A 26,530-nucleotide genomic window follows, 5' to 3' on the forward strand; every position below is an offset into this window, starting at 1 on the left:
CGGGTCCCGCGGGGCCCGGCCGCATGATCCTCGCGGCCCCGGGTAACGGATCGCCTGTCGGCGGACCCGACTGGCGACGGGACGGGGCGCCGCCGTAAGGTCGCGGACAAGTTCTCCGGACGATAAGGACATTGATCATGGAGCTCGACCACGATTTCACCGTCCCCGTACCGGTGGATCAGGCCTGGTCGGTGCTGCTCGACGTGGAGCGGGTCGCGGCCTGCATGCCGGGCGCGACCCTCGATTCGGTCGACGGCGAGGAGTATTCGGGCCGGATGAAGGTGAAGGTCGGCGCGATGACCATCACCTACCGGGGGACCGCGCGGATCGTCTCGGCGGACGAGTCGGCCCGGGTGGTGACGATGGAGGCGTCGGCGAAGGAGGCCCGCGGCTCCGGCACGGCGGCGGCGACCGTCCAGGCGCGGCTGCACCCGCGGGACGACGGCACGACGCGGGTGACCGTGCACACCAAGCTGAACGTGACCGGGCGGCCCGCGCAGTTCGGCCGCAACATCCTGTCCGAGGTCGGCTCGAAGATCATTTCACGGTTCGCGAAGGCGCTGGCGGCCGAGCTGGAGTCGTCCGGCGTGACGGCCGCGCCCGCGGCGCCCGCCGAGAGTCCCGCGGAGGCCGCGCGGCCGGAGGCGGAGGCCGGCACCGGGGCGGCGGCCGAGGAGCCCGGGGAGCCGGCCGACAAGCCGGGCCCGGTGAAGGCGACGGACGAGGCCGCGGCCAGGGCGGAGGCGGCCGTGCCGGCGTCCGCGCCGGAGCGTCCCGCCCGGCGGCTGCACGTGGCCGACGAGGACGACGCGATCGACCTGCTGGAGGTCGCGGGGCCGTCGGTCGCCAAGCGGGCGCTCCCGGCGGCGGGCGGGCTGGTCGCGCTGCTGCTGGCGATCCGGTTCCTCGTCCGGCGGCGGCGCCGCAAGCGCTGACGCCCGCCGCGGGCGGACCGGCCGGGCACAGCGGCGGGTCAAACCGGGGTCAACGATCGGCCGCGGACGGCGGCGACGGTGGCACGGGCCGCCGCCGATGCCGTCGGCTTGTCCCGTGGACGCCATCGAGCTTCAGCGGATCGCCCGGATCGAGGACGACAACTGGTGGTACCGCGAGCGGCGGGAGATCCTGTCCGCCGAGCTGCTGCGGTTCAGCACGCCCGGCGCGGCCGTCGACATCGGCGCGGCGTCCGGCGCGCACTGCCGGGTGCTGGCCGAGCACGGCTGGCGCGCGACCGGCATCGACCTGAGCCCGGACGCCGTGGCGCTGGCCCGCGCCCGCGGCGTCGAGGCGTACCAGGGCGACGCCCGCTACCTGCCGCTGCCGCCGTGCGAGTACGACCTGGCGCTCGCACTGGACGTCCTGGAGCACATCGAGGACGACGCGCGGGCCGCGGCGGAGATCGCGCGGGTGCTGCGGCCGGGCGGGATCGCGCTGCTGTCCGTGCCGTGCGACATGGCGCTGTGGTCGGCGCGCGACGTGGCGCTCGGCCGGGTCCGCCGCTACTCCCGCCGCGCGCTCGCCGATCTGGTCGAGGGCGCGGGGCTGGTGCTGGAGGCGGTGTGGAGCCGGGGCGTGCTGCTCCGTCCGCTGCTGCGCCTGCTCAGGCACCGGACGGCGCGCCGCGAGGACCTGGCGCCGCTGCATCCGCTCGCCGACGAGGCGCTGCGGCTGTCGGCCGCGCTGGAGCGCCGCCTGCCGGTGGTGTGCGGGCGGCCGGGGGTGTGGCTGTTCGCGCGGGCGCGCCGCCCCGGCTGACACGTCGGGTGAGGCCGGCACGTCAGGTGAAGACGCGGTCGACGACGCGGGCCGCGGCGTGGCCGTCGTCGTACGGGCAGTACTTCACGAAGAACCGGCCGTAGGCGTCGGCGTACCGCTCCTCGCTGTCGGGTGCGGCCTTGACGGCTTTGGCGAGTTCCGCGGACGTCCTCACGACCGGTCCGGGCGCCTCCGCCACCAGGTCGAAGTACAAGCCGCGCACATGGTCGCGGTAGCGCTCCAGGTCGTAGGTGAAGAACACCATCGGGCGGCCCAGGATGGCGTAGTCGAACATGGCGGACGAGTAGTCCGTGACGAGCACGTCGGCCGCCATGTAGAGCTCGGCGATGTCGGGGTAGCGGGACACGTCGATGACGAAGCCGTCCGCCGCCGGACGGTCCTTGTCGGTGACAAGGTGATGTGTGCGCAGGAGCAGGACGTGGTCGTCGCCCAGAGTCTGCCGCACGGTCTCCACGTCCAGCTCCAGTGAGAAGCCCTGCCTACCGGGTCCGTGGCGCCGGTCGTCCCGCCATGTCGGCGCGTAGAGGACGGCCTTCTTGCCGTCGGGGATTCCCAGGCGCTTGCGTACGCGGGTCCCGACGCTCTCCCATTCGGGGGTGCTGAGGATGTCGTTGCGCGGATATCCGGTCTCCAGGATCTCCCCGTCGTAGCGGAACGCGCGGCGCATGATCTGGGTGGCGTAGGGGCTCGGGGACACCAGCAGGTCCCAGCGCGGCACCTCCCACTCCATCCAGTCATGCCTCTCGGTGCGCTGGTAGGGCACGTCCCGCAGGTCGTGGGCGAGGCGCTTGAGCGGGGTGCCGTGCCAGGTCTGGACGTAGGTCTGGCCGTCGCGCTTGAAGTACCAGGGCGGGAGCCCGTGGTTGGTGACGATGTACCGTGCGCGCGCAAGGACGCGGTAGTGCTCGCGGCTTCCGGCCAGGACGGTCCTGGTCTTCACATCCGTCGTGAAGTCGATGGAGAACTGGCCGTCCTGGGCGATCCACACGCATTCGAGGTCGGGGTTGCGCCGGGCGAGTTCCTCGTAGACGGCCCTGGGGCTGCAGCTGTACTGGGTCCCGTCGTAGCTGTCGAAAACGACGAGGTCCGTCAGCGGGCTTCGCAGGTAGACGGGGTAGTCGCGCTGCTGGAGCAGGAGTTGCGCGTGGCCGCCGCGCTCGTCGTCGCCCAGGGCGGGACGGCTGTGCAGCGTCAGCGCGTCGGTCTGGTGCACGCCGAGCTCGAACTCGTGGGTGCCGACGCGGCGCCGGGCGGGCAGGGCGGGGATCGCCTCCCGCTCGACGACGACCGCCACCTCGCCGGAACGCGTGCGGGCCAGCACGTCCCAGGTCCCGCTGCGCAACGGGAGGTCGGTGCCGAACACGGCCATGGCCGCGGGCGTGAAGGCGGCGGTGAACCGGTTCTGCTCCCAGGCGGCGGGGACGTGGTGCTCGTCGCCGGACCGGCGCCGCCGCAGGATGAGGCGGTCGGGCCGGTCCTCGGGGTCCGCGAAGTCGCCGGTGAGGGTGAGGAGCCCGGCGGCGTCCCACCCGGCGGCCCGGACGACGGGGCGGGCGGTGCGCTCGACGGCGCGCAGGTTGCCGAACGCCGTCCGCGTGAGCGCCAGCTCGCGGCCCCGCCCGGGGAGGGCGAGCCGGACGGGCCTGACGTTGCTCGCGACGGTGAGCCGCAGCGGGCCGCCCTCGCCGGTCAGCCGGAGGTCCCAGTCGATGGCATCCCGCAGGTGCGGCTGGTGAGGGGCGGGGCCGTCCCGAACGGAGGTGAGGAACTCCAGCGGGAGCCGCGCCGTGAAGTCGAACCCGGTGCCCTCCGCCATGCGCAGGACGGCCGACTGGCGCAGCGTCACCTCGCCGCGGATCTCCTCTCCCCCGTGCCGGCGGGCCGCGACCATGGCGGCGCCGGCGCCGAGGGCGCGGCGCGTCCAGCCGGTCAGTTCGAGCACGTCCCCGTCGCGGCGGATCCGGGTGAGGACGGCCTTGGCCCGCTTGACGTGCACGGCGAACACGTCGTCGTCGCCCGCGGCCGGCTGGACGGCGACGTGCTCGTCCACCTGCCGCGCCGCCGTCCAGCGCACGGCAGGGGCGGTCGCGGTCAGCCGCTGCACCGCCCTGCGCCCCGCCGTGGACACCTCGGCCAGCAGCTCGTAGGTGGCCGTCCGCCATTCGTCGCCGTCCAGCAGGTACTCGGGCTCCACCCTCACGGTGAACCCGGACCAGTCGTAGGAGACGTTCGACTGGCCGGACCGTGCCGTGACCTCCGGGCAGCGGGTCCGTTCCACGGGCAGCCGCACCTCCCTGCCGGTCTTCACGTCCCGCATCCAGACGCGTATACGGGAGTCGGCCGCCGCGGACACGTCGAACCTGTCGAAGTGGGCGTGCCCCTCGACGATGAGGGTGTCGACGTCCCATTCGACGCGGTCGACGTCCGCCCACAGGCCGATCTCGTCGGTGACGTCGTAGACGTCCAGGGGGATGGCGCGTTCGGCGTCGTCGAAGAAGGGGTAGCGGGCGTACCAGCGCGGGCGCAGGCGGCCCCTGGGCACGATCGGGACGTCCTGGAGGCCGCCCTCCTCGAACTTGAGCACTTCGAGCAGCTCGGGCAGCATGCGCTCGCCCAGCAGGTGCAGGGCCAGGCGCCGGATCGCGTCCAGCCCGTGGGCGGCTGAGCGGTCCGCGTCGGCGACGACCTCGGCACCCAGCTCGACCAGGCGCTCGCGCTCCTCCCACGTGGCGGCGGGCAGGGCGAGCATCAGCTCGCGCACGTCCAGGTCGAGCGCGTACATGTCGTGGACGGCCAGAAGCTCGGGCGCGTGGTCGTGGACAAAGTTCCGGACCTTCGCGAGCGTCGCCATCCGTTCGGTGACGTGCGCCGGGTCAGGGCGGAGCCGGGGTGCCGTCCCGGGGCGGTCGCGCCAGAAGTAGACGGTCGTGTCGAGGACGTCCACGGCGGTGGCCAGCAGCTGGGTCTGGACGGCGACCAGGGCGTCCTGGTCCGTGCCGAGCTCGAAGCTGTGCGCGTCCCAGAACGACCGCCGGTACACCTTGTTCCACAGCGTCCGGTCTTGCAGGAGCGCCGGGTGGCGGGTCACGTGCGTCAGCTTCATCGTCTTCGCGTAGGGCTCGCTGTGGAGCGGGGACTGCCACACCTGCTCCTCGTCCAGGCACATGACGTTTCCGCCGGCGAGGTCCGATCCCGTCGAGTCGAGGGTGCCGACCAGCAGTTCACAGGCGTAGGGCGGCAGCGCGTCCTCCCCGTCCGCGAAGGCGAGGTACCTGCCCTTGGCCTGCTCCACGCCGGCGTCGGCCGCCGCGACGTCGGGGCCGGGCTGGAGCAGCGCGAAGCGGTCGTCGTGCCCGGCGAACTCCTTGGCGACCAGCGCCTCGCCGGCGCCGGCGCCGTCGTCCACCATGAGCACCTCGACATCGCGCAAGGTCTGCCCTGCGAGCGACTCCAGGCACTCGGCGAGGCGGCCGCCGGTGCTGCGGAACGGGACGACGATGCTGATCTGCGGGGACACGAGCGACTCCGTGTGGGGTGAGCGGGGTTTGCGGGAGCGGGTTGCGGGGGTGGCCGCACGGCCGGTTCCGTGCGGCGGGGTCAATGGCCGGATCGCAGGACCCGGTCGAGGACGCGGGCGGCGGCGCGGCCGTCGTCGTGCGGGCAGTACCGGGCGGCGAAGGCGGCGCGGGCCTCCCGGTACCCGGCCTCCAGCGCGGCCGGGTCGCGCAGCGCCTCGACGACCTCCCGGGACGTGCTCAGCAGCGGTCCGGGCGCCTCCGCGTCGAAGTCGAAGTAGAAGCCGCGCACGTGGTCGCGGTAGCGCTCCAGGTCGTAGGTGAAGAACACCATCGGGCGGCCCGTGACGGCGAAGTCGAACATGGCCGAGGAGTAGTCCGTGACCAGCACGTCGCTGATCAGGAAGAGCTCGGAGATGTCGGGGTAGACGGACACGTCCATCACGCAGTCGCCCGGCCGCAGCTTCGGCCGGTCGGTGACGAGGTAGTGCGTGCGCAGGAGCAGGACGTGGTCGCGGCCCAGCGCCGCCCTGAACCGGTCGATGTCGAGTTCGAGGCGGAACGCGCGCTTGCCGATGGCGTGGTGGAAGTCGTCCCGCCAGGTCGGCGCGTACAGGACGACGCGCTTGCCCGCGGGGATGCCGAGGCGCCGCCGGACCGCCGCGGCGATCTCGTCCTTGTGCGGGCTGTTCAGGATGTCGTTGCGGGGATAGCCGCTTTCGAACACGTCCCCGTCGTAGGCGAACGCCCGCCGGAACAGCGGCACGGAGAACGCGTTCTGCGCCAGGAGCAGGTCCCACCGCGGGACGTCGTACTCCATCCAGTCGACGCCCTCGGTGCGCTTGTAGGGCATCTGCTTGACGTCGTACCCCAGCTTCTTCAGGGGCGTCCCGTGCCAGCACTGCACGTAGGTCTGCTCGTCGCGCTTGGTGAACCAGTCCCGCTGCGACCAGTTGCCGAAGACGAAGCGCGCGCGGGCGAGCGCCTCGTAGTGCTCGCGCGTGCCGGCCAGGACGGTGCGGGCGCCCGCCGGCCTGCCGAACTGGCCGTTCTCGGTGACCCACACGCACTCGATGTCGGTTCCACGCCGCCGGAGCTCGTCGTAGATGCCGCGCGGGTTGCACGAGTACTGGCGCCCCCGGTACGCGTCGAACACGGCGAGGTCGCGCACGGGCAGGTTGAGGTGGCGCCGGTAGTGGCCCGACCGGATCCGGCTCTGCGCGTAGGCTCCGCGCTCGTCGTCGTCCAGGGCGGTCTCGACCCGCAGGATCAGCTGGTCGGTCTTCTGCGCCCGGACGGTGATGCGGTGCAGGCCCGCCTCGAACGGCTCGGGCAGGTCGCGCAGGGTGCGGCGCCTAAGGACGACCGGCTGCTCTTTGCCGTTGATGGTGGTGAGGACGTCCCACCGGCCGGCCACCAGGGGGCGGGACAGCCCGAGCACCGGCATGCGCGCGGGAGAGAACCTCGCGGTGAAACGGTCGCCCTCCCAGAGCAGCCCGACGACGTGCTCCTCGGACGACCGGCGCCGCCGCAGGAAGAGGGAGTCGGGCCGTCCCGCGCGTTCGGTGTACGTGCCCGCCAGATGCAGGGCCCCGCCGGACGACCAGGAGACCTCTTCGACGATGAGGGCGCACCCGCGCACGACGATGCGCAGCGTGCTCCGCCGCGTCCTGGCGATCTCCAGCTCCCCGCCGGGGACGGGGAACGCGGCTCCGGCGGCGTCCGCGTCCAGGTAGGGCCGGACGCCGCCCGGGAGGCTGATCTCCCAGTCGCCCAGCCGCCGGGCCAGCCCGGCGACGGGCAGCCTGGCCCGGAACCCTTCGCCGCCGACCGGTTCGACCGGGCCGGTCACCGTGGCGCGGCCCGCCTTCGGCGCGGCGGTGACGCGCGGCTCGTCGCCGAGCGGGGCGCGGCTCCAGCCGTCCAGGCACAGCTCGCCGCGCTCCAGATGGCAGCCGACGACCGCGGCCGGCGTCCGCCGCACCTGGATCACGAACCGGCTCCGGGCGGCGACGCCCTGCACGTGGACGCCCGGCGCGCACTCCCGGTCGTCCGGCCACTGGCGGCCGGTGAGGCGCGGGTTCCCGAACGTGGCGCGCCGCCGCAGCCCCCGGTTGGCGACCTCCACGCAGGGGATCCAGTCGACGTCCCGCCAGCGCCCGAACATCTTCAGCGCCCCCGGGTCGATCTCCGCGACGAACCCGGACCAGTCGTAGGAGACCGCCGACTGGCGCGACCGGGCGGTCACGTCCGGCCTGCGGACCCGCTCGACCGGGACGCGCACCAGCCCGCGCTTGTTCGACGCGAGCAGCCACACCCGGATGCGGGAGCCGTCCTCGGTGGAGGAGTCCAGGTGCCGGATGTAGGCGTGCCCCTCGATGCGGAGCCGCCCGTCCGCCCAGGTGGCGCGGTCGACGGCGGCGACCGGCTTCAGCTCGTCGGTCACGTCGTACACGTGCGCGGGGACGGCCCGCTCCTCGTCCTCGAAGAACGGGAACTCCGCGTACCAGCGGTGCCGCAAGCCGCGCCGGACCCGGGGCGCGTCCGCCGCCTTGCGCAGCTGGACGAACCGCAGCACCTCCAGCAGCTCCGGCAGCATCCGCCGGCAGAGCAGGTGCAGCTGCAGCCGCGTCATCGCGGGCTGCCGCTTCACCACGCGCGGGCTGATCCGCCGGGCCAGCGCGGCGCCCAGCGCGACGAGCTCCTCGCGGCGGTCGTCCTGCGTCCTCGGCAGGGCCTCGAAGAGGACGCGCAGCTCGATCGGGAGGAGCGCGTACTCGTCGTAGGCGTTCAGCAGGTCGGGCGCGTAGTCGGCCAAGCCGTCCCTGAGCGCGCGGGCGGACGCCATGCGCTGGCTGATGTTGTCCCAGTCGTAGCGGTCCTCGGTGATGGAGCCGGGCCGCTTGCGCCAGTAGTAGACGGTCTCGCTCAGGACGTCCACGGACCGGGCCATGGCGTGCGCGCGCGCCGTGACGGGCGGGTCCTCGTAGAAGCCGGTGGGGAATTCCAGACCGGCCCTGTCCCAGAACCCGCGCCGGTAGACCTTGTTCCAGGGGGTGCGGTCGCGCATGAGCACCGGCTTGGACGACACGTGGGTCCGTGAACACGGCTCTGTGAAGACGCCCTCGTGCAGCGGCGACTGCCATTTCCGGTCGTCGTCCATGCGCTCGACGTTGCCGGAGGCGAAGTCGGACCCCGTCCGCTCCAGCGAGCCGACGAGCCGCGCGTAGGCGTTCCGTTCCACCACGTCGTCGGCATCGGCGAAGGCCAGGTACTCGCCCCTCGCCTGCCGCACCCCCGCGTTGCGCGCGGGCCCCGGCCCCTCCTGGTCGCGCGCGAACAGCCGGAACCGCTGGTCGCGGGCGCACACCTCCTTGGCGATCACGGCGCTGCCGTCGGCGGACCCGTCGTCCACCAAGATCACCTCAAGGTCGCGCAGCGTCTGACCGGCGAGCGACTCCAGGCACTCCCGGAAGTACTCCTCGGTGTTGTGGAACGGCACGACGACGCTGAGCTTCGGCATGGGGCCTCCTCCTCGCCCCACCGAGCATGGTGACGCCGGGCTACCGCATGAACGCGCATCGCCATTGCCAAGCCGTGCCCTGACGCAGACTTGACCTCATCTGGCCTCGATTTACCGGCCGCTTACGGTCGCGCCGGGCGGATGCCGGGCGCGACGCCCGAGTCGGCGACGGCGGTCCGGACGCTCTCGGCGAGCGCCTCGAACTCGTCCGCGCGCGGTGACGTCGCCCGGAAACCGAGCCCGATCCTGCGGAACGGCGCGGGCGGCGCGAACCGGTGCAGTTCGAGGTTCGGGGCGCGGCCCGTCTCCACCGGCAGCGCGGTCTCCGGCACGAGCGTCACGCCGAGCCCGCCCGACACCAGCTGCACCAGCGTGGCCAGGCTCGTCGCGTAGGTCGCGGCGGCGGCCCGCGCGCCCACGTCCCGGCAGAAGTCCAGGGCCTGGTCGCGCAGGCAGTGGCCCTGGTTGAGGAGGAGGACGTCGAGGTCGTTCAGGACCTCGCGGGGGATCTCCTCGTCCCCCAACTCGAATCCGGGCGGCGCGACGAGCACGAAGTCCTCGTCGTACAGGGCGATCTCCATGACGCCGGCCTGCGGCACGGGCAGCGCCAGAAGCACCGCGTCCAGGCGCCCGGCGAGCAGTTCCGCGACGAGGTGGTCCGTCTGCTCCTCGTGCACCGACAGCTTCAGGTCGGGGAACTCCTTCGCGAGCCTCGGCAGGATGATGGGCAGCAGATAGGGCGCGACGGTCGGGATCACACCGACCCTCAGCGGCCCCACCAGGGTGCCTTGGACGGCCTTGACCTCGTCCACCAGGCGGTCGAGTTCCGCGAGGACGACCTCCGCCCGCCGTGCGACCTGCTCCCCGGCGGGGGTCAGCAGCACCTTCCGGGTCGTCCGCTCGACGAGGCGCGTGCCGAGGGTCTCCTCCAGCGCGGCCACGGCCCCGGACAGGGCCGGCTGGCTCATGCGCAGCGCGGCGGCGGCGTCGCGGAAATGCAGATGCTCGGCGAGCGCCAGGAACGCTCGCAGCTGAGCCACCGTCGGTCTGCTGATCGCCATCTCATTGGAACGTTACCGCTCGATCATCACGGATAGTGATGCACCCCAGGTCAGGCGACGGTGTGATTCACCACAGCGGGCGATTCGCCACACCGTCGGTTCACCGCAGGGGCAGCCGGTCGGGATGCGGGATGGGCGCGCCCGGGTCGGCGACGCGGCTCGTGAACGTGCCGTGGAAACCGAACGGGAGATGGTGCTTCAGGTGGAGCGTCGCGACGTGCTCCAGGCCGCGGGCGTCCAGAACGCTGAGCTGCGACCGGTGCTCGGCGGCGAGGTACACCACGGCCAGCAGCCACCCGTCGTCCTCGGCCGCGTCGGGTGTCCGGGGCACGAAGATGGGCTCGCCCACATAGGTGTGCGGCACCATTTCATGCTTTTCCGTGCGGCCGGTGTCGTTGTCGACCTTCAGGACGCTGTCGTACTGGCCGCCGGTTCCCGTCCGCCCGGCCATGTAGGTGTAGCGGTGCGGCCGCGTGGAGCGGCGCCAGTCGTACTGCGGGAACTCTCCCGGCAGGTCGGCCAGCTGCGCCGCGAGGACGCGCCCCGAGGGCGTGATCCGGTACCGCATGAGCCTGCTGGACGGAAGCCCGGGGAACCGCGTGCGGAAGTCGCTGAGGTCGCGCCGGATCGCCTCGTAGTCGTCGAACTCCACCAGGTCGATGACGGTGTCCGCGCCGTCCTCGAAGGCGTTGGCGACATGGAGGTGGACGAGCGTCTCGTGCTCGATGATCCGCGCGGGGCCTCCGTTGCGCGGCACGAGCACGAACCGCGTTCCCTTCTCCGGGCGGTGCCGGATCGCGTCGAAGATGGGGCCGCCCTTCAGCATCGTCCGCAGGTCGAACATGTACGGGTCCAGGACGAACACCATGTTCTTCGCGGTCAGCGCCACGTCGTGGTTCCACGGCATGTCCAGCATCCGGAGCCTGGCCAGCCGGCGCATGCGGCCCTGCCGGTCGACCTTCCAGCAGTTCAGGGAGGGGAACGGCGTGAAGTCCTGGCCGAAGTTGAACATCTCGCCGGTCACCGGGTCCCACTTCGGGTGGGCGGAGAAGGCTTTGAGCATGCCCTTGAGCCGCCCGCCGAAGTCGTCGACGCCGAGGGTCTCCAGGGTGTCGGGGTCGAGCCGGTAGGGCGGGCCGCCCTCCCACAGGGCCAGCAGCCGCTCGGCGTGCACCGCCACGCCGGTGTTGGCGGCGTTGGCGGGGCCCTTCGACTTGGCGAAGTTGACCCAGAACCCGCCCGGCAGGGCCGTCCCGACTCCCGGCCTGCGCGCCCGGCCGGCGACCATCCCGTCCCGGAACTGCGGCGTCCGCACGTACCGGTTGCGGAACCGCACGGACCGCCCGTCGAACGAGAACTGCGCGACCATCCCGTCCCCGTCGAACAGGTGGTGCATGAGCGTGCGCCCGACCTCCCACTTGCCCGGCCCGATCCGGTACAGCGTCCCGGTGAGCCCGGACGGGAGCTCCCCGTCGATCTCGTCGATGACGTAGTCGTGCTCGTGCATCAGCGGGGTGAAGATCTTCCCCATGTCCGGAGCGGTGGTCAGGGCCATGGCGGACTCCCCATCTGGCTACAGCCGTTTCCAGAAACGTAGGATCTGGCAACGCCTGTGTCAAGATGGCTGCGTGAGTCCCCGCACCTACGGCGGCGTCACCGCCGACCGCCGCCGCGCCGGCCGCCGGGCGGCGCTCCTGGAAGCCGCGCTCGACCTGCTCGGCAACGAGGGCCTGCGGGCCGCGTCGCTGCGCGCCGTCTGCGCCCGCGCCGGCCTCAACCCCCGCTACTTCTACGAGAGCTTCACCGATCTGGACTCGCTGCTGACCGAGGTCTACGACCGCATCGTCGGCGAGGTCACCGACGCCGCCGCCCGCGGCGTCGCCGCCGCCGGCCCGGACGCCGGCCTCCGCGCGACCGTCCGCGCCGCCGCCGTGGAGGCCCTCGCCGTGGTGACCACCGACCCCCGCAAGGCCCGCGCGGCGCTGATCGAGGCGCCCGCCAGCCCCGTCCTGCGCGCCCGCCAGCGCGCCGCCCACCGCCGCAACGCGCTCCTCGTCATCGACTACGCGCGCACCTTCTACGACATCCCGCCCACCGCCGACCCGCAACTGCACTTCACCGCGACCATGCTGGTGGCGGGCTGGACCGAGAACCTCATCGCCTGGCTGGACGGCGACCTGACCGCCACCCCGTCCGCCCTGGCGGACATGTTCGCCGACGCCGCCGAAGCCCTGGCAACCCACGCCGCCGCCCACCCCCGCTGACGCCCCGGCGAGGGCGGCCTCCTCGCGGCCCCGGCTCAGCCGTCCCGCCCGGCGAGCATCCCGCGGCAGGGGGCGGAAGGGCCGGGGTGGGCGCGGTCGTTTAAGAATTCGACGTCTGATGCACACCCGGATTGCGGGCCTCGTGCCGTCGGGGCGGGGTCCGCCTTGTGGGAGGTTCGGGCTCGTGAACATCCGGCCATTCGACTACGACGCCTATTGGCGGGACGAATCCCGTGACGACTGGCGGCGGCGAGGGCTGCATTGGCATTGCCACGCGTCCCGCATGGACGCCAGCGCCTACGAGGACGACCAGGCGCGCCGGGACCCCGGCAGCGATCTCGCGCCGCTCGTGGTCCGTGACTGGCTCCGCAAGCCGTCCCGGACGATCCGGCACGCGCCGGCCACACCGGAGGACGCGGTCTCATGGCTGCGCGGCCAGTGGGAGCGGATCAAGGGGCAGGCGGGCCGGGAGGCCACCGCGATCTCGGACGAGACGCGGTTCGGGACGGCCCTCTACGACCTGCGCTGCGGCAACGACCTGTGCTGGGGGTTCTGGCTGTCGTCGTCCGTCCACATGCATCTGGCCGTCGTCGGCACCTCCCAGCGCTGCCACTGAGTCAGCGGGGCCTGCCGGCGATGCGGTCGGGCCATTCGCGCGGCAGGCCCCGTTCCGGCTCGGTCAGCGCGGTGGCCCGGGGCAGGACGGCGGCGCCGTGGCGCGCGGTCGTCCCGGGGGGACGGAGGCCCTACACTTGCTGTCACGCTGCGTTATGCCCGCTTTAGGGGCAGTTAGTGTGATTTACGTCTATTGGACGTCCGTTCGGCGGATCGCCGGGCTCGCATCGCCGCAGGTCACAGCCCCTTGATGAGCATTGATCGGTATTTCCTATCGCATTCTTGTGATTTATCGATTTCTCTTTTCGGTCGGAGAGGAGCACCGTGAGCGAGGTAGGCCGCTGAGGCGGACGGCCCCCGCGGCCACCGGGCCTCCTCATGCGGAGGCGACCCTCTCTCATGACGAAGGAGCATGCCGCGTGCTTACTGTCGGTGACCAGTTCCCCGAGTACGAGCTCACCGCCTGTGTCTCGCTGGACCCCGAGAACGCGTTCGAGACCATCAACCACAAGTCCTACGAGGGCAAGTGGCGGGTCGTGTTCTTCTGGCCCAAGGACTTCACCTTCGTGTGCCCGACCGAGATCGCCGAGTTCGGCCGCCTCAACGAGGAGTTCGCCGACCGCGACGCGCAGGTCCTCGGCGCGTCCGTCGACAACGAGTTCGTCCACTTCGCCTGGCGCAAGGACCACCCCGACCTGCGCGAGATCCCGTTCCCGATGATGTCCGACCTCAAGCGCGAGCTGAGCGAGGCCCTCGGCATCCTCACCGCGGACGGCGTGGCGCAGCGCGCGACGTTCATCGTCGACCCCGGCAACGAGATCCAGTTCTCCATGGTGACCGCCGGCTCCGTCGGCCGGAACGTCAAGGAGGTCCTGCGGGTCCTGGACGCGCTGCAGAGCGACGAGCTGTGCCCCTGCAACTGGAACAAGGGCGAGGAGACGCTCGACGCCGTCAAGCTGCTGGCCGGCGCCTGATCCACCGAACCCCTTCACGGCCGGCCGCGGCGCGCGGCCGGCCGTTCGCATGAAAGGACGCATGATCATGAGCGTTGACGCGCTGAAGAGCGCCCTCCCGGGCTACGCCAAGGACACCAAGCTCAACCTCGGCTCGCTGACCTCCACGTCCCAGCTCACCGAGCAGCAGCTGTGGGGGACGGTCCTGGCCTGCGCCCTCGCCACGCGCAGCGCCGCCGTCATCCGGGAACTGGCCGAGGAGGCGGGCGGCCACCTGTCCGCCGAGGCGTTCGAGGCGGCCAAGGGCGCCGCGTCGATCATGGCGATGAACAACGTGTACTACCGCGCCACCCACCTGATCGGGGACGAGGCGTACACGACGCTGCCCGCCAGGCTGCGCATGTCGATCATCGGCCGGCCGGGCGTCGACAAGGTCGACTTCGAGCTGTGGTGCCTGGCCGTGTCGGCGGTCAACGGCTGCGGGCGCTGCCTGGAGTCGCACGAGAAGGTCGTCCGCGAGGCCGGCCTGTCGCGCGAGCTCGTCCAGGAGGCGCTGCGGATCGCCGCCGTCGTCAACGCGGCCGCCGCGACCCTGGACGCCGAGGCCGCGCTGTCCCCCGCCGCCGTCTGACCGGGGCGCGCACGGCGGCACGCCCGGCACCGAGGCCGGCACCGAGAAACGCCCGACGGGGATGCCCACCGGGCGTTTCGCATCTCCGGGCCACCGGGCGCGGGCGGGCGGGGTCACTCCCACTCGATGGTGCCCGGGGGCTTGGACGTGATGTCGAGCGTGACGCGGTTGACCTCGCGGACCTCGTTGGTGATGCGGGTGGAGATCCGCTGCAGGAGGTCGTAGGGGAGCTTCGCCCAGTCGGCCGTCATCGCGTCCTCGCTGGTCACCGGGCGCAGGACGATCGGGTGGCCGTACGTCCGGCCGTCGCCCTGGACGCCGACGGAGCGGACGTCCGCCAGCAGGACCACCGGGAACTGCCAGATGTCGCGGTCGAGGCCGGCGCGGGTCAGCTCCTCGCGGGCGATGGCGTCGGCGTCGCGGAGGACGTCCAGGCGCTCGCGCGTGACGGCGCCGATGATGCGGATGCCGAGGCCGGGGCCGGGGAACGGCTGGCGCCAGACGATCTCGGACGGCAGGCCGAGCTGCTCGCCCAGCGCGCGGACCTCGTCCTTGAACAGCGTCCGCAGCGGCTCGATCAGCTTGAACTGCAGGTCGTCGGGGAGGCCGCCGACGTTGTGGTGCGACTTGATGTTGGCCGCGCCGGTGCCGCCGCCCGATTCGACGACGTCCGGGTAGAGGGTGCCCTGCACGAGGTACTCGACCGGCTCGGACGCGTCCTCGCCGACGATCTCCCGCGCCGCCTCCTCGAACACCCTGATGAACTCGCGGCCGATGATCTTGCGCTTCTGCTCGGGGTCGGTGACCCCGTCGAGGGCGGCGAGGAAGCGGTCCTGGGCGTCCACGACGTGCAGGTTCACGCCGGTGACGGCGACGAAGTCCTTCTCGACCTGCTCGGGCTCGCCCTTGCGCAGCAGGCCGTGGTCGACGAACACGCAGGTCAGCTGGTCGCCGATGGCCTGCTGGACGAGCGCGGCGGCGACGGCGGAGTCCACCCCGCCGGACAGCGCGCAGATCGCCCGCTTCCCGCCGACCTGCTTCCTGACGGCCTCGATCGACTCGTCCGCGATGTTCACCATCGTCCAGTTCGGACGGCACCCGGCGCCCTCGTACAGGAACCGGCGGAGGATCTCCATGCCGTGCTCGGTGTGCAGGACCTCCGGGTGGAACTGGACGCCGAAGAAGCCCCGCTCCAGGTCTTCCATGCCGGCGACCGGCGTGACCTCGGTGCTGGCCGTCACGGTGAAGCCGGACGGGGCGCGGCTGACGAAGTCGCGGTGGGACATCCACACCGCCTGCTCGTGCGGCAGCCCCGCGAACAGCATGCCCGGGGACGTGACGGCGACGGTCGCCCCGCCGTACTCGGCGACGTCGGAGTTCTCGACCGTCCCGCCCAGGGCCTGCGCCATCACCTGGTGGCCGTAGCAGATGCCGAGCGTCGGGACGCCGATCTCGAACAGCCCCTCCGGCGCGACCGGGGCGCCCTCCTCGTACACCGACGCGGGGCCGCCCGACAGGATGATCGCCTTCGGCCGCTTCGCGAGCATCTCCGCCGCCGGCATGGTGGACGGGACGATCTCGCTGAACACATGGCACTCGCGGACCCGCCGCGCGATCAGCTGCGCGTACTGCGCGCCGAAGTCGACGACGAGGACGGTGTCGAAGGACTGGTCTGCGGCCACCAACTGAGCCTTTCGCACGGCCGGGAAGGGATCTCCAGTCTACGGGCCGCCGCCTGCGGCGACGCGCCGCACCCCCGCCGCGCCCGTCACATGACGCGATTGGCCGATAACGGTCGGCATTCGTTTACCTTGATCACGCTCGCCGGGGCACTTCGTTCTGATACGTGTTGGTGACGTCCTGTAGTCGAGAACACGCGCCCGCATGGTTTCCGTCCGCAAGCGACCTCCCTAGGAGTGCCGTGAAGCTGCTCGCCGCCGCCGTCCTGATCGCCGCTCTCGTCCCCGCCGCGCCGTCCGGTCCCGCTTCGCGCGCTCCCGCGGACGACTGCGCGCACCCGGAGGCGAGGCTGCGGACGGGAGGCCACGGCCGGGAGCGCAACGACCTGAGCCCGGCGCAGGCGGCGACCGTGGAGCAGCGCCTCGGCCGGATCCTGGACGGTCTCGGCCTGGGGTCCGGTGCGGACGACCGGCCGGACGGCGCCGGCCTCCGCGCGGCGGCCCCGATCACCGTCCCGGTGTACTTCCACGTGATCCACGACGGGGCGAAGGGCAACGTGTCCGCGGCGGAGGTCGAGCGCCAGATCAGCACGATGAACGCGTCCTACGGCGGGCGCAACGGCGGTGCCGACACCGGCATCTCCTTCACCCTCCGCGGGATCAGCCGCTCCGACAACGCGGCCTGGTTCCGGGACCCGGAGCGCTACGAGGGCACGTACAAGCCCAAGCTGCACAGGGGCGGCAAGGGCACGCTGAACCTGTACAGCACCTACATCGGCGGCGACCTCCTCGGCTGGTCGACCTTCCCGTGGAAGTACAAGGCCGACCCCGAGATGGACGGCGTGACCATCCACTACGGCAGCATGCCGGGCGGCGAGATAGAGAACTTCAACAAGGGCTTCAGCGCCACCCATGAGGTCGGGCACTGGCTGGGGCTCTACCACACGTTCCAGGACGGCTGCGGCGGCAAGGGCGACCGGGTGGCCGACACCCCGCCCGAGCGCGACCCGTCGAACGGCTGCCCGACCGGCAAGGACACCTGCCCCTCCCCTGGGGAGGACCCCGTCCACAACTACATGGACTACAGCTACGACACGTGCATGACGTCCTTCACCGCCGGCCAGGGCGCCCGTATGCACAAGGTGTGGAAGGCGTACCGCGCTTAGGCGCGCTTGCGCAGCCGGGCCGCTTCGTCGGCGGGCAGGCGCCGGACGGCCTCGCGCAGCGTCACCCCCGAGATGGCGTCGAGGCGAGGCTCGACCCATCGCACCACCCAGGCCGGGTCCTTCTTGGAAAGCTCCCGGAGGACCCAGCCCAGGGCCTTCCTGATGAAGAACTCGCGCTCGCCCAGCAGCGCGTCCCCGTAACGGCTGATCCTCTCCAGGTCCGGATCGCCCGTCCGGACGCCCGGCAGCAGCGCCAGGACGGCCGTACGCCGTATCCACATGTAGGGGTCGCCGACCCACGCGTCCAGGACCGTGGCCAGGTCGGGGTACCAGACGACCAGTGCGCCGACGATCCGCTCCGCGATGTTGTCGACGTACACCCAGCTCGCTGAGTCGCGGACGAGCCGCTCCGCCATCTCGACGTCGCGGGGCTCCAGCAGGGCGACCCGCTTGACGAGCACCTCTATGGCCGCCATGCGGGCCTCGTGCACGGGACGTCCCCCGTCGGACACGTCCCAGAGGGCCTGAGCGAGCCTCAGCAGCTCCTCCCGCGCGGGCCCGGCCTTGACCGCCGCCACGGCGGCCTTCCGCACCGCGGGCACGGGGACGCCGATATGGGCGAACTCGCTCTTGAGATAGCGCTTCTCTCCCTCGGCCCGCGCCGGATCCCCCTGCGCGCGCAACTCCGCCAGGACCCGCGCCGCCGCTGCGTCCACGTCCATGCGTGACACGCTACGCCGCCGCGCTATAGCGCCGTTTTCAGCGTTACATGTCCCTGTTCGTTCAGGTTTGCCAAAGACGTGACGATTGTTCGCATCCACCCTTGTTCCAGCGATGACTCCGCTCCCCTGCGCGCGCTCCCCCGCTCGCGCCGCACCCCCGAGGAGTTCCATGAAACGCGCTGGAATCGCCACCGTCCTCGGCCTGGCCGCCGCCTTCACGGCGTACGCGCCCGCCGCCCCCGCCACCCTCGCCGCCCCGTCCACCGCCTGCGCCGACCAGCCCGCCCAGGCCCGCGTCCGCGCGGGCGCCCACGTCACCGAACGGAACCAGCCGAGCGCGGCCAAGGTCGCCGCGATGGAGAAGGACTTCCAGAACCGCGTCGGCAAGCTCAAGACCATGAGGGGCGCCGCGTCCATCGCCGCCGCGTCCATCACCGTCAGGGTCCACTTCCAGGTCGTCTACGGCAGCGCGGGCAACGTGTCCGACTCGACGCTGCAGCGGCAGATGGACGTCCTCAACGACGCCTACGCCGACAGCGGCATCTCGTTCACCCTGTCCGAGATCAAGCGGACGAGGAACGCCTCCTGGTTCTCCGACCCCGAGGGCTACGAGCGCCAGATGAAGAACTCCCTGCACGTGGGCAACGCGCAGGACCTCAACATCTACACCGCCGACCTCGGCAGCAGCCTCCTCGGCTGGGCCACGTTCCCGAGCAGCTACCGCTCCCAGCCCGCGATGGACGGCGTCGTCATCCACTACCAGAGCCTGCCGGGCGGTGCTCTGGGCAACTACAACGAAGGCGACACGGCCACCCACGAAGTGGGCCACTGGATGGGCCTGTACCACACCTTCCAGGGCGGCTGCAGCGGCCAGGGCGACCGCGTCTCCGACACCCCCGCCGAGCGGAGCCCGGCCTCCGGCTGCCCGACCGGCCGCGACACGTGCTCGGCTCCGGGCGCCGACCCCATCCACAACTTCATGGACTACAGCTACGACTCGTGCATGTACGAGTTCACCCCGGGCCAAGCCGCCCGCATGCAGTCCCAGTGGGCCGCCTACCGAGCCTGACCTGACCCGCGCCGAGCCCACCGCGATCCCATCGCGGTGGGCTCCGCCATGCCCACCGCGATCCGTGGCGACACGGGGTCAGGTGATGTCGACGATGGGGAGTTTCAGGGCGGCCGGGGCCGTGGCGGGGACGGCCGGGTTCTTCGGGGGGACGGGGCTGAGGCGGCGGTAGGGGGCGCCCAGGGCCGGGCGCGGATCGTCCTCTGAGCGGTTCGGCCAGAACGACATGGCGCGTTCCGCCTGGGCCGTGATGGTCAGGGACGGGTTGACGCCCAGGTTGGCGGAGACGGCGGAGCCGTCCACGATGTGCAGGCCGGGGTGCCCGTAGACGCGGTGGTAGGCGTCGATCACGCCGGTCTCGGCGGAGTCTCCGATGGCGCAGCCGCCGAGGAAGTGGGCGGTCATCGGGATGTCGAACAGGTCGCCCCACGTCCCGCCGGGGATGCCGCCGATCTCCTCGGCGATCCGGCGCGTCGCCTCGTGGCCCTCCGGGATCCAGGTCGGGTTCGGCTCGCCGTGGCCCGCGGAGGCCCGGACGTCCCAGCCGAACAGGCCCCTCTTCGGGCGCAGCGTGATCGAGTTGTCGCGGGTCTGCATGACCAGGGCGATCACCGTCCGCTCCGACCAGTGCCGGATGTCGAACAGCTGGATCAGGTCGCGGGGGCGGCGCACCGCCTCGCGGGCGAACTTCAGGATGCGCGGCGTGTGCTTCTCCCCGGGGCGGTCGCCGTCGATGAGGAGGGTCTGCAGCCCGGCGAGGAGGTTGGAGCCGCGGCCGTAGCGGACGGGCTCCACGTGCGTGTCGGGCGCCGGATGGAACGACGAGGTGATCGCGACGCCCTCGGAGAAGTCGGGGCCCGGCCTGCCGTTGGCGCGCCCGCCGCCGAGGATCGCCTCGGAGTTCGTGCGGGTGAGGGCGCCGAGGCGGTCCGACAGGTGCGGCAGGGCCCCGGTCGCCTTGAGCTTGTGCAGCAGCTTCTGCGTCCCGTAGGTGCCCGCCGCGAACACCACCTGCTCGGCGGTGAGCGTCTTGCGGTTGCGGCCGAACGATCCGGTCCGCACGATCGCGACCTCGTAGCCGCCGCCCGGCAGCGGCCTGACCGAGGTGACGCGGCTGAGCGGCATCACCCGCGCGCCGGCCTTCTCGGCGAGGTACAGGTAGTTCTCGGTGAGCATGTTCTTCGCGCCGTGGCGGCAGCCCACCATGCATTCGCCGCACTCCATGCAGCCGCGCCGGCGCGGGCCGGCCCCGCCGAAGTACGGGTCGGCGCTCTCGATCCCGGCGCCGCGCCCGAAGTAGACGCCGACCGGGGTCCTGACGAAGGTGTCGCCCTTGCCCATCCGGTCGGCGACCCTCTTCATGACCTCGTCGGCCGCGGTGGTCGTGGGGTTCTGGACGACGCCCAGCATCCGCTTGGCCTGCTCGTAGTAGGGCGCGAGCTCGTCCTGCCAGTCGGTGATGTGCGCCCACTGCCGATCCTTGAAGAACGGCTCCGGCGGGACGTACAGGGTGTTGGCGTAGTTCAGCGATCCGCCGCCCACGCCGGCGCCCGCGAGCACCATCACGCGGCTCGACTTCGCGCCCCGGATGAGGTGCATCCGCTGGATGCCGGTCAGGCCCAGCGCGGGCGCCCACAGATACCGCGCGATGCGCCAGTTCGTCCTGGGCAGCTCCGGATACCGCGCCCCCGGCGCACCGGACGGGTTCGTGTCGAAGCGGCGGCCCGCCTCGATCACCCCGACCTTGTACCCCTTCTCGGTCAGCCGCAGCGCCGACACGCTGCCGCCGAACCCCGATCCGACGACGAGCACGTCGAAGTCATGCTTCACGGGCGGTCCCTACTTGATGCGCAGCTTCTTCATGAGCTTGATGCCGGACGCCATGTAGCCGGCGAACTTGTCGTACCCGATGGCGCCGGGCGGTTCGAGGTCCATGAAGTGCTGGCTGGCGACCGTCTGCACCTCGGTGTACTTCAGCAGGCCCTCGGCGCCGTGGCGGCGTCCCACACCGGACTGCTTCATCCCGCCCATCGGGGAGTCGTACGACGCGAACGCGGCACCGTAGCCGTCGTTGACGTTGACGGTCCCCGCCTGGATGCGGGCGGCGAGCCGGCGGCCCCGCGCCGTGTTCTTCGTCCACACCGACGCGTTCAGGCCGTACGCGGTGTCGTTGGCGCGGGCGACGACCTCGTCCTCGTCCCGGTACTTGTAGACGGCGACGACCGGCCCGAACGTCTCGTTCGCGCAGAGGTCCATGTCGCCGTTGACGTCCGCGAGGACGGTCGGCTCGTAGAACAGGGGGCCGATGTCGGGGCGGGCCCGGCCGCCGGCGAGGACGGTCGCGCCCTCCTTCACCGCCTGGTCGACGTGCCGCGACACCGCGTCCAGCTGGCGCTGGTAGGTCATCGAGCCCATCTCGGCCTCGAAGTCCAGGCCGGCGCCGAGCTTCATGCCCTTGACCAGCTCGACGAACCGGGGGACGAACCGGTCGTAGATGTCCTCGTGCACGTACATCCGCTCGATGGAGATGCACAGCTGCCCGGCGTTGGTGAAGCACGCGCGGACGGCGCCACGCGCGGTCCGCTCGACGTCGGCGTCCGCCATGACGATCATCGGGTTCTTGCCGCCGAGCTCCAGCGAGTAGCCCACGAGCCGCGGCGCGACCTTCTCGGCGATGGCCTTGCCGCCCCGCGTCGACCCGGTGAACGAGACGTAGTCGGCGCCCTCCAGCAGCGGGTCGCCGATCTCGGCCGGCTCGCCCACGACGATCTGCCACAGGTCCCTCGGCAGCCCGAGCGAGACCAGCAGGTCGAGCACCCACAGGCTGGACAGGCAGGTCTGGGTGTCCGGCTTGTGGATCACCGCGTTGCCCGCCATGATCGCCGGCGCGATGTCGCTGGCCCCGAGCGCGAAGGGGTAGTTCCACGGGGAGATCAGCGCCACGACGCCCTTCGGGTGCCGCAGCTCCCGCACCCGCGTCACCGCCGGCATCATGCCCTGCCGCCGCTTCGGTTTCAGCAGCCTCGGGGCGCGCCGCGCGTAGTAGAGCGAGCACAGCGCCACGTCGAGGAACTCCTCCATCGCGTGGCGGCGGGCCTTGCCGGTCTCCAGCTGGATGACGTCGAGGATCTCCTCGCGCCGGTCGACCAGCGCGTCCGCCAGCCGCAGGAACGGCTTGACCCGCTCGCCCGCCGGCCGCGCCGCCCAGGCCCGCTGCGCCTCCCGGGCGCGCTCGTGCGCCTCGCGGACGTCGTCGGCGCTGGAGACCGGCACGGTCGCCAGCGGCTCACCGGTGAACGGGGCGGGGATCGTCACGCTCTCGGCTCCGCCCGAGACCACGTGCGAGACCAGCCGGTCGATCAGGGTCGGGGAGAGCTGCGCGCCTTTGGCAGGGACCGTCGGGGATGCCATGGAGGCAGGGTATGACCCCCTGGCCATTTTTGGCTACCCGCAAGTAATGCACGACTTGCAGTGAAATGCCGCACTTGATCCTGCGGAGTCCGTCCCCGGCTGACAAGGGGCGGCGAACGGAGCGTTCCAAGCCGGCCGGACTTGCGCAACTCCCAGACTGACCATGTCCGGCCGGTGTATTCCGAAGAGGGGAGAGAATCCCGGCGCATCCCGCCGACTCCGCTGCGCAAGGGGAGGCCGGCCGCCCGCCCCGCACCGGGGCCGCGGCCAGGCGAACGGGCGATCGGCGCACGGCGGCGCGGTGCGCCGCACATCGCGCGCAGAGGCGCGTCAGGGGAGTACGCGTCTTGGACAGGGAGGGAACGGCGAATGAGGGACGCCCACGGCGGCAAGCGGTCCGAAGGGGGCACGGGAGCCGGGGCTCCGCGGTCGTCCGGCGGCGGGCCCGCGCCGCGCCGGGACCGGCGCGAGCAGACGCGCCTCGCCCTGCTCACCGCCGCCGAGCGGCTCTGGGCGGAACGCGGCATCCACGGCGCCTCGCTGGACGACATCGCAGCGGCCGCGGGCCTCACCAAGGGCGCCGTCTACTCCAACTTCGCGGGCAAGACCGACCTGCTGCTCGCCCTCATGGAGCGCATCACCAGCGACCGCACCCGCCCCGGCTTCTGCGACGAGCTCCGCGCCGCCGGGGAGGACGCCGACCGCACCGGCCGCCCGTCCCGCCGCCGCGACGCCGACGACGGCCCCCGCCGCCTGGCCCTGCTCCTCGTCGAGTTCTGGCTCTACGGCATGCGCGACTACGCCGCCGGCTGGCGGATCGCCGACTGGTACGCCGAGCGCCGCGCCCGGCTGGCCGGCGAACTGGAGCCCGCCGACGGCATCGCCCCCGCCGACCGCGCCGCCCTCACCCTGGCCCTCGACTTCGGCCTGGCCTTCCAGCACCTGCTGGACCCGGCCCGGGTGCCCGCCGACCTCTACACGACCGGAAAAACCCTGATGCAGGCCCCGATCACCCCGCCGAACGGCTCCTGAGCGCCGGCGGGCGGTCAGGGGCGGCGTCAGGGAGGCCGTGCCAGGGAGGCCGTGTCAGGGGGTCGCGATGGGGACGATGTCGGGAGCGCCCTTGCGGTGGGCGTCGGCGTCCTGGTCGTCCTCCTGGGTCTGCGAGGCCCGTTCGGCCTCCACGCGCTTGCGGTAGTACTCGATCTCGCGGTCGCGCTGCTTCTTGGACCAGCCGAGGACCGGGGCCAGCAGGTCGGCGGCCTCCTGCGCCACGCCGACGCCGCGGTCCCAGGTCTCGATCGAGATGCGGGTGCGGCGGGCGAGGACGTCGTTGAGGTGGCGGGCGCCCTCGTGCGTGGCGGCGTACACCGCCTCCGCGCGGAGGTAGTCGTCGGCGCCGGTCAGCGGCTTGGCCAGGTCGGGCTTGTCGGAGATCAGTTCGAGCAGGTCGTCCACGAGGGTGCCGTAGCGGCGCAGGAGGTGCTCGATGCGGGCGACGTGCAGGCCGGAGCGGGAGGCGAGGCGGTGGCGGGCGTTCCACATGGCCTGGAAGCCGTCGCCGCCGACGAGCGGGATGCGGTCGGTGCAGGATTCGGCGACCTTGCCGTCGAGCCCGTGGACGACCGCGTCGATGGCGTCCTTGGCCATCACCCGGTAGGTGGTGTACTTGCCGCCCGCCACGAGGACCAGCCCCGGGACGGGGTGCGCGACGACGTGCTCGCGGGAGAGCTTCGAGGTCTCGTCGGTCTCGCCGGTGAGCAGGGGACGCAGGCCCGCGTAGACCCCCTCCACGTCGTCATGGGTGAGAGGGGTGGTCAGCACGGAGTTGACGTGGTCCAGGACGTAGTCGATGTCGGCCTTGGACGCGGCCGGGTGCGCCTTGTCGAGGTCCCAGGCGGTGTCGGTGGTGCCGATGATCCAGTGGCGCCCCCACGGGATCACGAAGAGGACCGACTTCTCCGTGCGGAGGATGATGCCCGTCGAGGAGTGGATGCGGTCCTTGGGGACGACCAGGTGGATGCCCTTCGACGCCTTCACATGGATCTGCCCGCGCCCGCCGACGAGCTCCTGGATGTCGTCCGTCCACACGCCGGTGGCGTTCACGACCTGTTTCGCGCGGACCTCGCTGGTCGCGTTGCCCTCCAGGTCGCGGATGCGCAGGCCGGTGACCCGCTCCCCCTCGCGCAGGAAGCCGAGGCACTGGGTGCGGGACGCGATCTGGGCGCCGTACTGCGCGGCCGTCCGCAGCACCGTCATCACGTAGCGGGCGTCGTCGACCTGCGCGTCCCAGTACTGGATCGCGCCGGTGAAGGCGTCCTTCCGCAGGGACGGCGCGAGCCGCAGCGCGCCGCGCCGCGTCAGGTGCCGGTGGTGCGGGACGCCGCGGGTGCTGCCCATCTGGAACGCGAGCGCGTCGTAGAGGGCCACGCCGGCGCCGAAGTACGCGCGCTCCCACACGCGGTGGGTGGTCGGCAGCAGGAACGGGACGGGCTTCACCAGGTGCGGCGCGATCTGCTGCAGCAGCAGGCTGCGCTCGGTCAGCGCCTCCCGGACGAGGTCGAAGTTGTACTGCTCCAGGTAGCGCAGACCGCCGTGGATCAGCTTGGACGAGCGCGACGACGTCCCGGACGCGTAGTCGCGCGCCTCGACCACCGCGACCGACAGCCCCCGGGTGGCCGCGTCCAGCGCCGCGCCCGCGCCGACGATGCCGCCGCCGACGACGACCACGTCGAACTCCTCGCGCGCCATGCGGTCGAGCGCGGCGGCCCGCTCGGCCGGCCCCAGCCGCGAGCTCCCAAGGCCGGTCACCGGTGATGCCGTCATCGCGTGTCCCCCCACAGCCGTTCGGTCTCGGAGCAGTTCCTACCCAAGAGTAGGGTCGGGGCCACCCTCGCGGACGTGGGTTCGCTCTCAGTCGGTGGACCGGCGGGGAGCCACCACGACCTGTACCCGCTGGAACTCCTTCAACTCCGTGTAACCGGACGTGGCCATCGCGCGACGCAGTGCCCCGATCAGGTTCATGGAGCCGTCCGCGACATGGGACGGGCCGTACAGGATCTGCTCCATCGTCCCGATCGTCCCGAGTTCGAGGCGGGTGCCGCGCGGGACGTCGCCGTGGTGCGCCTCGCTTCCCCAGTGGTAGCCGCGCCCCGGCGCCTCCGTGGACCGCGCGAACGGGGAGCCGACCATCACGGCGTCGGACCCGCAGGCGAACGCCTTGGCGATGTCGCCGCTGTTGACCATGCCGCCGTCGGCGATGACGTGCACGTAGCGGCCGCCGGACTCGTCCATGTAGTCGCGGCGGGCGGCGGCGACGTCGGCGACCGCGGTGGCCATGGGGACGGCGACGCCGAGGACGGTCCGGGTGGTGTGCCCGGAGCCGCCGCCGAACCCGACCAGCACGCCCGCGGCGCCGGTCCGCATCAGGTGCAGCGCGGCCGTGTAGGTCGAGCAGCCGCCGACGATGACGGGGACGTCGAGGTCGTAGATGAACTGCTTGAGGTTCAGCGGCTCGGCCCGCCCCGACACGTGCTCGGCGGACACGGTCGTCCCGCGGATCACGAACAGGTCGACGCCCGCGTCGATGACGGCCTTGTGGAACTGGGCGGTGCGCTGCGGCGACAGCCGCGCGGCGACGGTGACGCCCGCCTCCCGGACCTCCTCGATCCGGCGGCCGATCAGCTCCTCCTTGATCGGCTCGGTGTAGATCTCCTGGAGCCGCTGGGTGGCGCGCGCGTCGTCCAGCGAGGCGATCTCGGCGAGCAGCGGCTCGGGGTTCTCGTACCGCGTCCACAGCCCTTCGAGGTCGAGGACGGCGAGGCCGCCGAGCCGCCCGACGGCGATCGCGGTGGCGGGGCTGACGACGCTGTCCATCGGCGCGACGACCAGCGGCATCTCGAAGCGGTAGGCGTCGATCTGCCAGGCGACGCTGACCTCCTCGGGGTCGCGCGTCCGGCGGGACGGCACGATGCCGATGTCGTCGAAGGCGTACGCCCGGCGGCCGCTCTTGCCCCGGCCGATCTCCACCTCAGCAGCCACTGCGCCCCTCTTCCTCACCCGGCGCCGTGCCGGTCGTCGTCCTGCCCGATGCTCCCGCCGGCCGCGGGAACGAGCCCCGGAAGAGCTTACGTCAGGCGCCGCCC

19 protein-coding genes are annotated in these 26,530 nt (G+C 72.1%); 9 read left to right on the top strand and 10 right to left on the bottom strand.

Annotated features, from left to right (window positions below):
• Positions 1 to 137 precede the first annotated feature (137 nt).
• A complete protein-coding gene (locus tag ABTW95_RS12310; RefSeq protein ID WP_396446671.1) occupies positions 138 to 935 on the top strand; it encodes an SRPBCC family protein in 798 nt (265 codons plus the stop codon).
• Between the two features lie 115 nt (positions 936 to 1,050).
• Entirely contained in the window at positions 1,051 to 1,755 is a 705-nt protein-coding gene (locus tag ABTW95_RS12315; RefSeq protein WP_500226280.1) for a class I SAM-dependent methyltransferase, read from the top strand.
• Positions 1,756 to 1,777: 22 nt separating this feature from the next.
• Here ABTW95_RS12315 and ABTW95_RS12320 read toward each other — a convergent pair whose 3' ends face one another.
• The 4 genes from ABTW95_RS12320 to ABTW95_RS12335 form a co-directional block, all read right to left on the bottom strand.
• On the bottom strand, positions 1,778 to 5,293 hold the full coding sequence (locus ABTW95_RS12320; RefSeq protein WP_500226281.1) for a bifunctional glycosyltransferase/CDP-glycerol:glycerophosphate glycerophosphotransferase: 3,516 nt from the start codon (positions 5,291 to 5,293) through the stop codon (positions 1,778 to 1,780).
• A gap of 80 nt (positions 5,294 to 5,373) precedes the next feature.
• Positions 5,374 to 8,814: a bifunctional glycosyltransferase/CDP-glycerol:glycerophosphate glycerophosphotransferase gene (locus ABTW95_RS12325; RefSeq protein ID WP_396446674.1), complete on the bottom strand. Its 3,441-nt coding sequence runs from the start codon at positions 8,812 to 8,814 to the stop codon at positions 5,374 to 5,376.
• A 122-nt stretch (positions 8,815 to 8,936) separates the two neighbouring features.
• On the bottom strand, positions 8,937 to 9,854 hold the full coding sequence (locus ABTW95_RS12330; protein WP_500226282.1) for a LysR substrate-binding domain-containing protein: 918 nt from the start codon (positions 9,852 to 9,854) through the stop codon (positions 8,937 to 8,939).
• A 121-nt stretch (positions 9,855 to 9,975) separates the two neighbouring features.
• On the bottom strand, positions 9,976 to 11,430 hold the full coding sequence (locus tag ABTW95_RS12335) for a carotenoid oxygenase family protein (protein ID WP_500226283.1): 1,455 nt from the start codon (positions 11,428 to 11,430) through the stop codon (positions 9,976 to 9,978).
• Between the two features lie 73 nt (positions 11,431 to 11,503).
• On the opposite strand from ABTW95_RS12335, the gene ABTW95_RS12340 reads away from it, so the two are divergent.
• The 4 genes from ABTW95_RS12340 (at position 11,504) to ahpD (ending at position 14,338) form a co-directional block, all read left to right on the top strand.
• Positions 11,504 to 12,139: a TetR/AcrR family transcriptional regulator gene (locus ABTW95_RS12340; protein WP_396446677.1), complete on the top strand. Its 636-nt coding sequence runs from the start codon at positions 11,504 to 11,506 to the stop codon at positions 12,137 to 12,139.
• Positions 12,140 to 12,323: 184 nt separating this feature from the next.
• Complete coding sequence (locus ABTW95_RS12345) at positions 12,324 to 12,755, top strand: hypothetical protein (protein WP_500226284.1); 432 nt, start codon at positions 12,324 to 12,326, stop codon at positions 12,753 to 12,755.
• A 418-nt stretch (positions 12,756 to 13,173) separates the two neighbouring features.
• Positions 13,174 to 13,728: a peroxiredoxin gene (locus ABTW95_RS12350; protein WP_396446679.1), complete on the top strand. Its 555-nt coding sequence runs from the start codon at positions 13,174 to 13,176 to the stop codon at positions 13,726 to 13,728.
• Positions 13,729 to 13,795: 67 nt separating this feature from the next.
• The gene (gene ahpD / locus ABTW95_RS12355) at positions 13,796 to 14,338 is read left to right on the top strand and encodes an alkylhydroperoxidase, AhpD family (protein WP_396446680.1); all 543 of its coding nucleotides are present in this window, start codon (positions 13,796 to 13,798) and stop codon (positions 14,336 to 14,338) included.
• A 113-nt stretch (positions 14,339 to 14,451) separates the two neighbouring features.
• Here the strand turns inward: ahpD and guaA are convergent, their stop codons facing one another.
• On the bottom strand, positions 14,452 to 16,020 hold the full coding sequence (gene guaA / locus ABTW95_RS12360) for a glutamine-hydrolyzing GMP synthase (RefSeq protein WP_396446681.1): 1,569 nt from the start codon (positions 16,018 to 16,020) through the stop codon (positions 14,452 to 14,454).
• Between the two features lie 239 nt (positions 16,021 to 16,259).
• Between guaA and ABTW95_RS12365 the strand changes: the two genes are divergently transcribed.
• Positions 16,260 to 17,183, top strand: coding sequence for a zinc metalloprotease (locus ABTW95_RS12365; protein ID WP_500226285.1), 924 nt, complete (start codon positions 16,260 to 16,262; stop codon positions 17,181 to 17,183).
• On the opposite strand, the gene ABTW95_RS12370 is transcribed toward ABTW95_RS12365, so the two are convergent.
• Positions 17,180 to 17,905 carry a DNA alkylation repair protein gene (locus tag ABTW95_RS12370; RefSeq protein ID WP_500226286.1) on the bottom strand — a complete coding sequence of 242 codons (726 nt, stop codon included), beginning with the start codon at positions 17,903 to 17,905 and terminating at the stop codon, positions 17,180 to 17,182. The two genes, ABTW95_RS12365 and ABTW95_RS12370, sit on opposite strands and share 4 nt — an antisense overlap.
• Positions 17,906 to 18,074: 169 nt before the next feature.
• Between ABTW95_RS12370 and ABTW95_RS12375 the strand changes: the two genes are divergently transcribed.
• Positions 18,075 to 18,974 carry a zinc metalloprotease gene (locus ABTW95_RS12375; RefSeq protein WP_396446684.1) on the top strand — a complete coding sequence of 300 codons (900 nt, stop codon included), beginning with the start codon at positions 18,075 to 18,077 and terminating at the stop codon, positions 18,972 to 18,974.
• A gap of 78 nt (positions 18,975 to 19,052) precedes the next feature.
• Here ABTW95_RS12375 and ABTW95_RS12380 read toward each other — a convergent pair whose 3' ends face one another.
• Both ABTW95_RS12380 and ABTW95_RS12385 read right to left on the bottom strand, forming a co-directional pair.
• On the bottom strand, positions 19,053 to 20,804 hold the full coding sequence (locus ABTW95_RS12380; RefSeq protein ID WP_396446685.1) for an FAD-dependent oxidoreductase: 1,752 nt from the start codon (positions 20,802 to 20,804) through the stop codon (positions 19,053 to 19,055).
• A 9-nt stretch (positions 20,805 to 20,813) separates the two neighbouring features.
• A complete protein-coding gene (locus tag ABTW95_RS12385) occupies positions 20,814 to 22,385 on the bottom strand; it encodes a succinic semialdehyde dehydrogenase (protein ID WP_500226287.1) in 1,572 nt (523 codons plus the stop codon).
• Positions 22,386 to 22,754: 369 nt separating this feature from the next.
• Here ABTW95_RS12385 and ABTW95_RS12390 point away from each other — a divergent pair, with 369 nt between their 5' ends.
• Positions 22,755 to 23,417 (top strand): TetR/AcrR family transcriptional regulator, encoded by a 663-nt coding sequence (locus tag ABTW95_RS12390; protein WP_396446687.1) that lies wholly within the window; start codon positions 22,755 to 22,757, stop codon positions 23,415 to 23,417.
• 54 nt (positions 23,418 to 23,471) lie between these two features.
• Here ABTW95_RS12390 and ABTW95_RS12395 read toward each other — a convergent pair whose 3' ends face one another.
• Together ABTW95_RS12395 and ABTW95_RS12400 are read right to left on the bottom strand one after the other, a co-directional pair.
• Positions 23,472 to 25,211 carry a glycerol-3-phosphate dehydrogenase/oxidase gene (locus ABTW95_RS12395; RefSeq protein ID WP_396446688.1) on the bottom strand — a complete coding sequence of 580 codons (1,740 nt, stop codon included), beginning with the start codon at positions 25,209 to 25,211 and terminating at the stop codon, positions 23,472 to 23,474.
• An 87-nt stretch (positions 25,212 to 25,298) separates the two neighbouring features.
• Positions 25,299 to 26,414, bottom strand: a complete 1,116-nt coding sequence (locus tag ABTW95_RS12400) for a GuaB3 family IMP dehydrogenase-related protein (RefSeq protein WP_396446709.1) — start codon at positions 26,412 to 26,414, stop codon at positions 25,299 to 25,301.
• Positions 26,415 to 26,530: the final 116 nt, after the last annotated feature.

The organism is Spirillospora sp. NPDC127506 (genome assembly GCF_040302145.1).
In the GTDB taxonomy this organism is placed as follows: Bacteria; Actinomycetota; Actinomycetes; order Streptosporangiales; family Streptosporangiaceae; genus Spirillospora.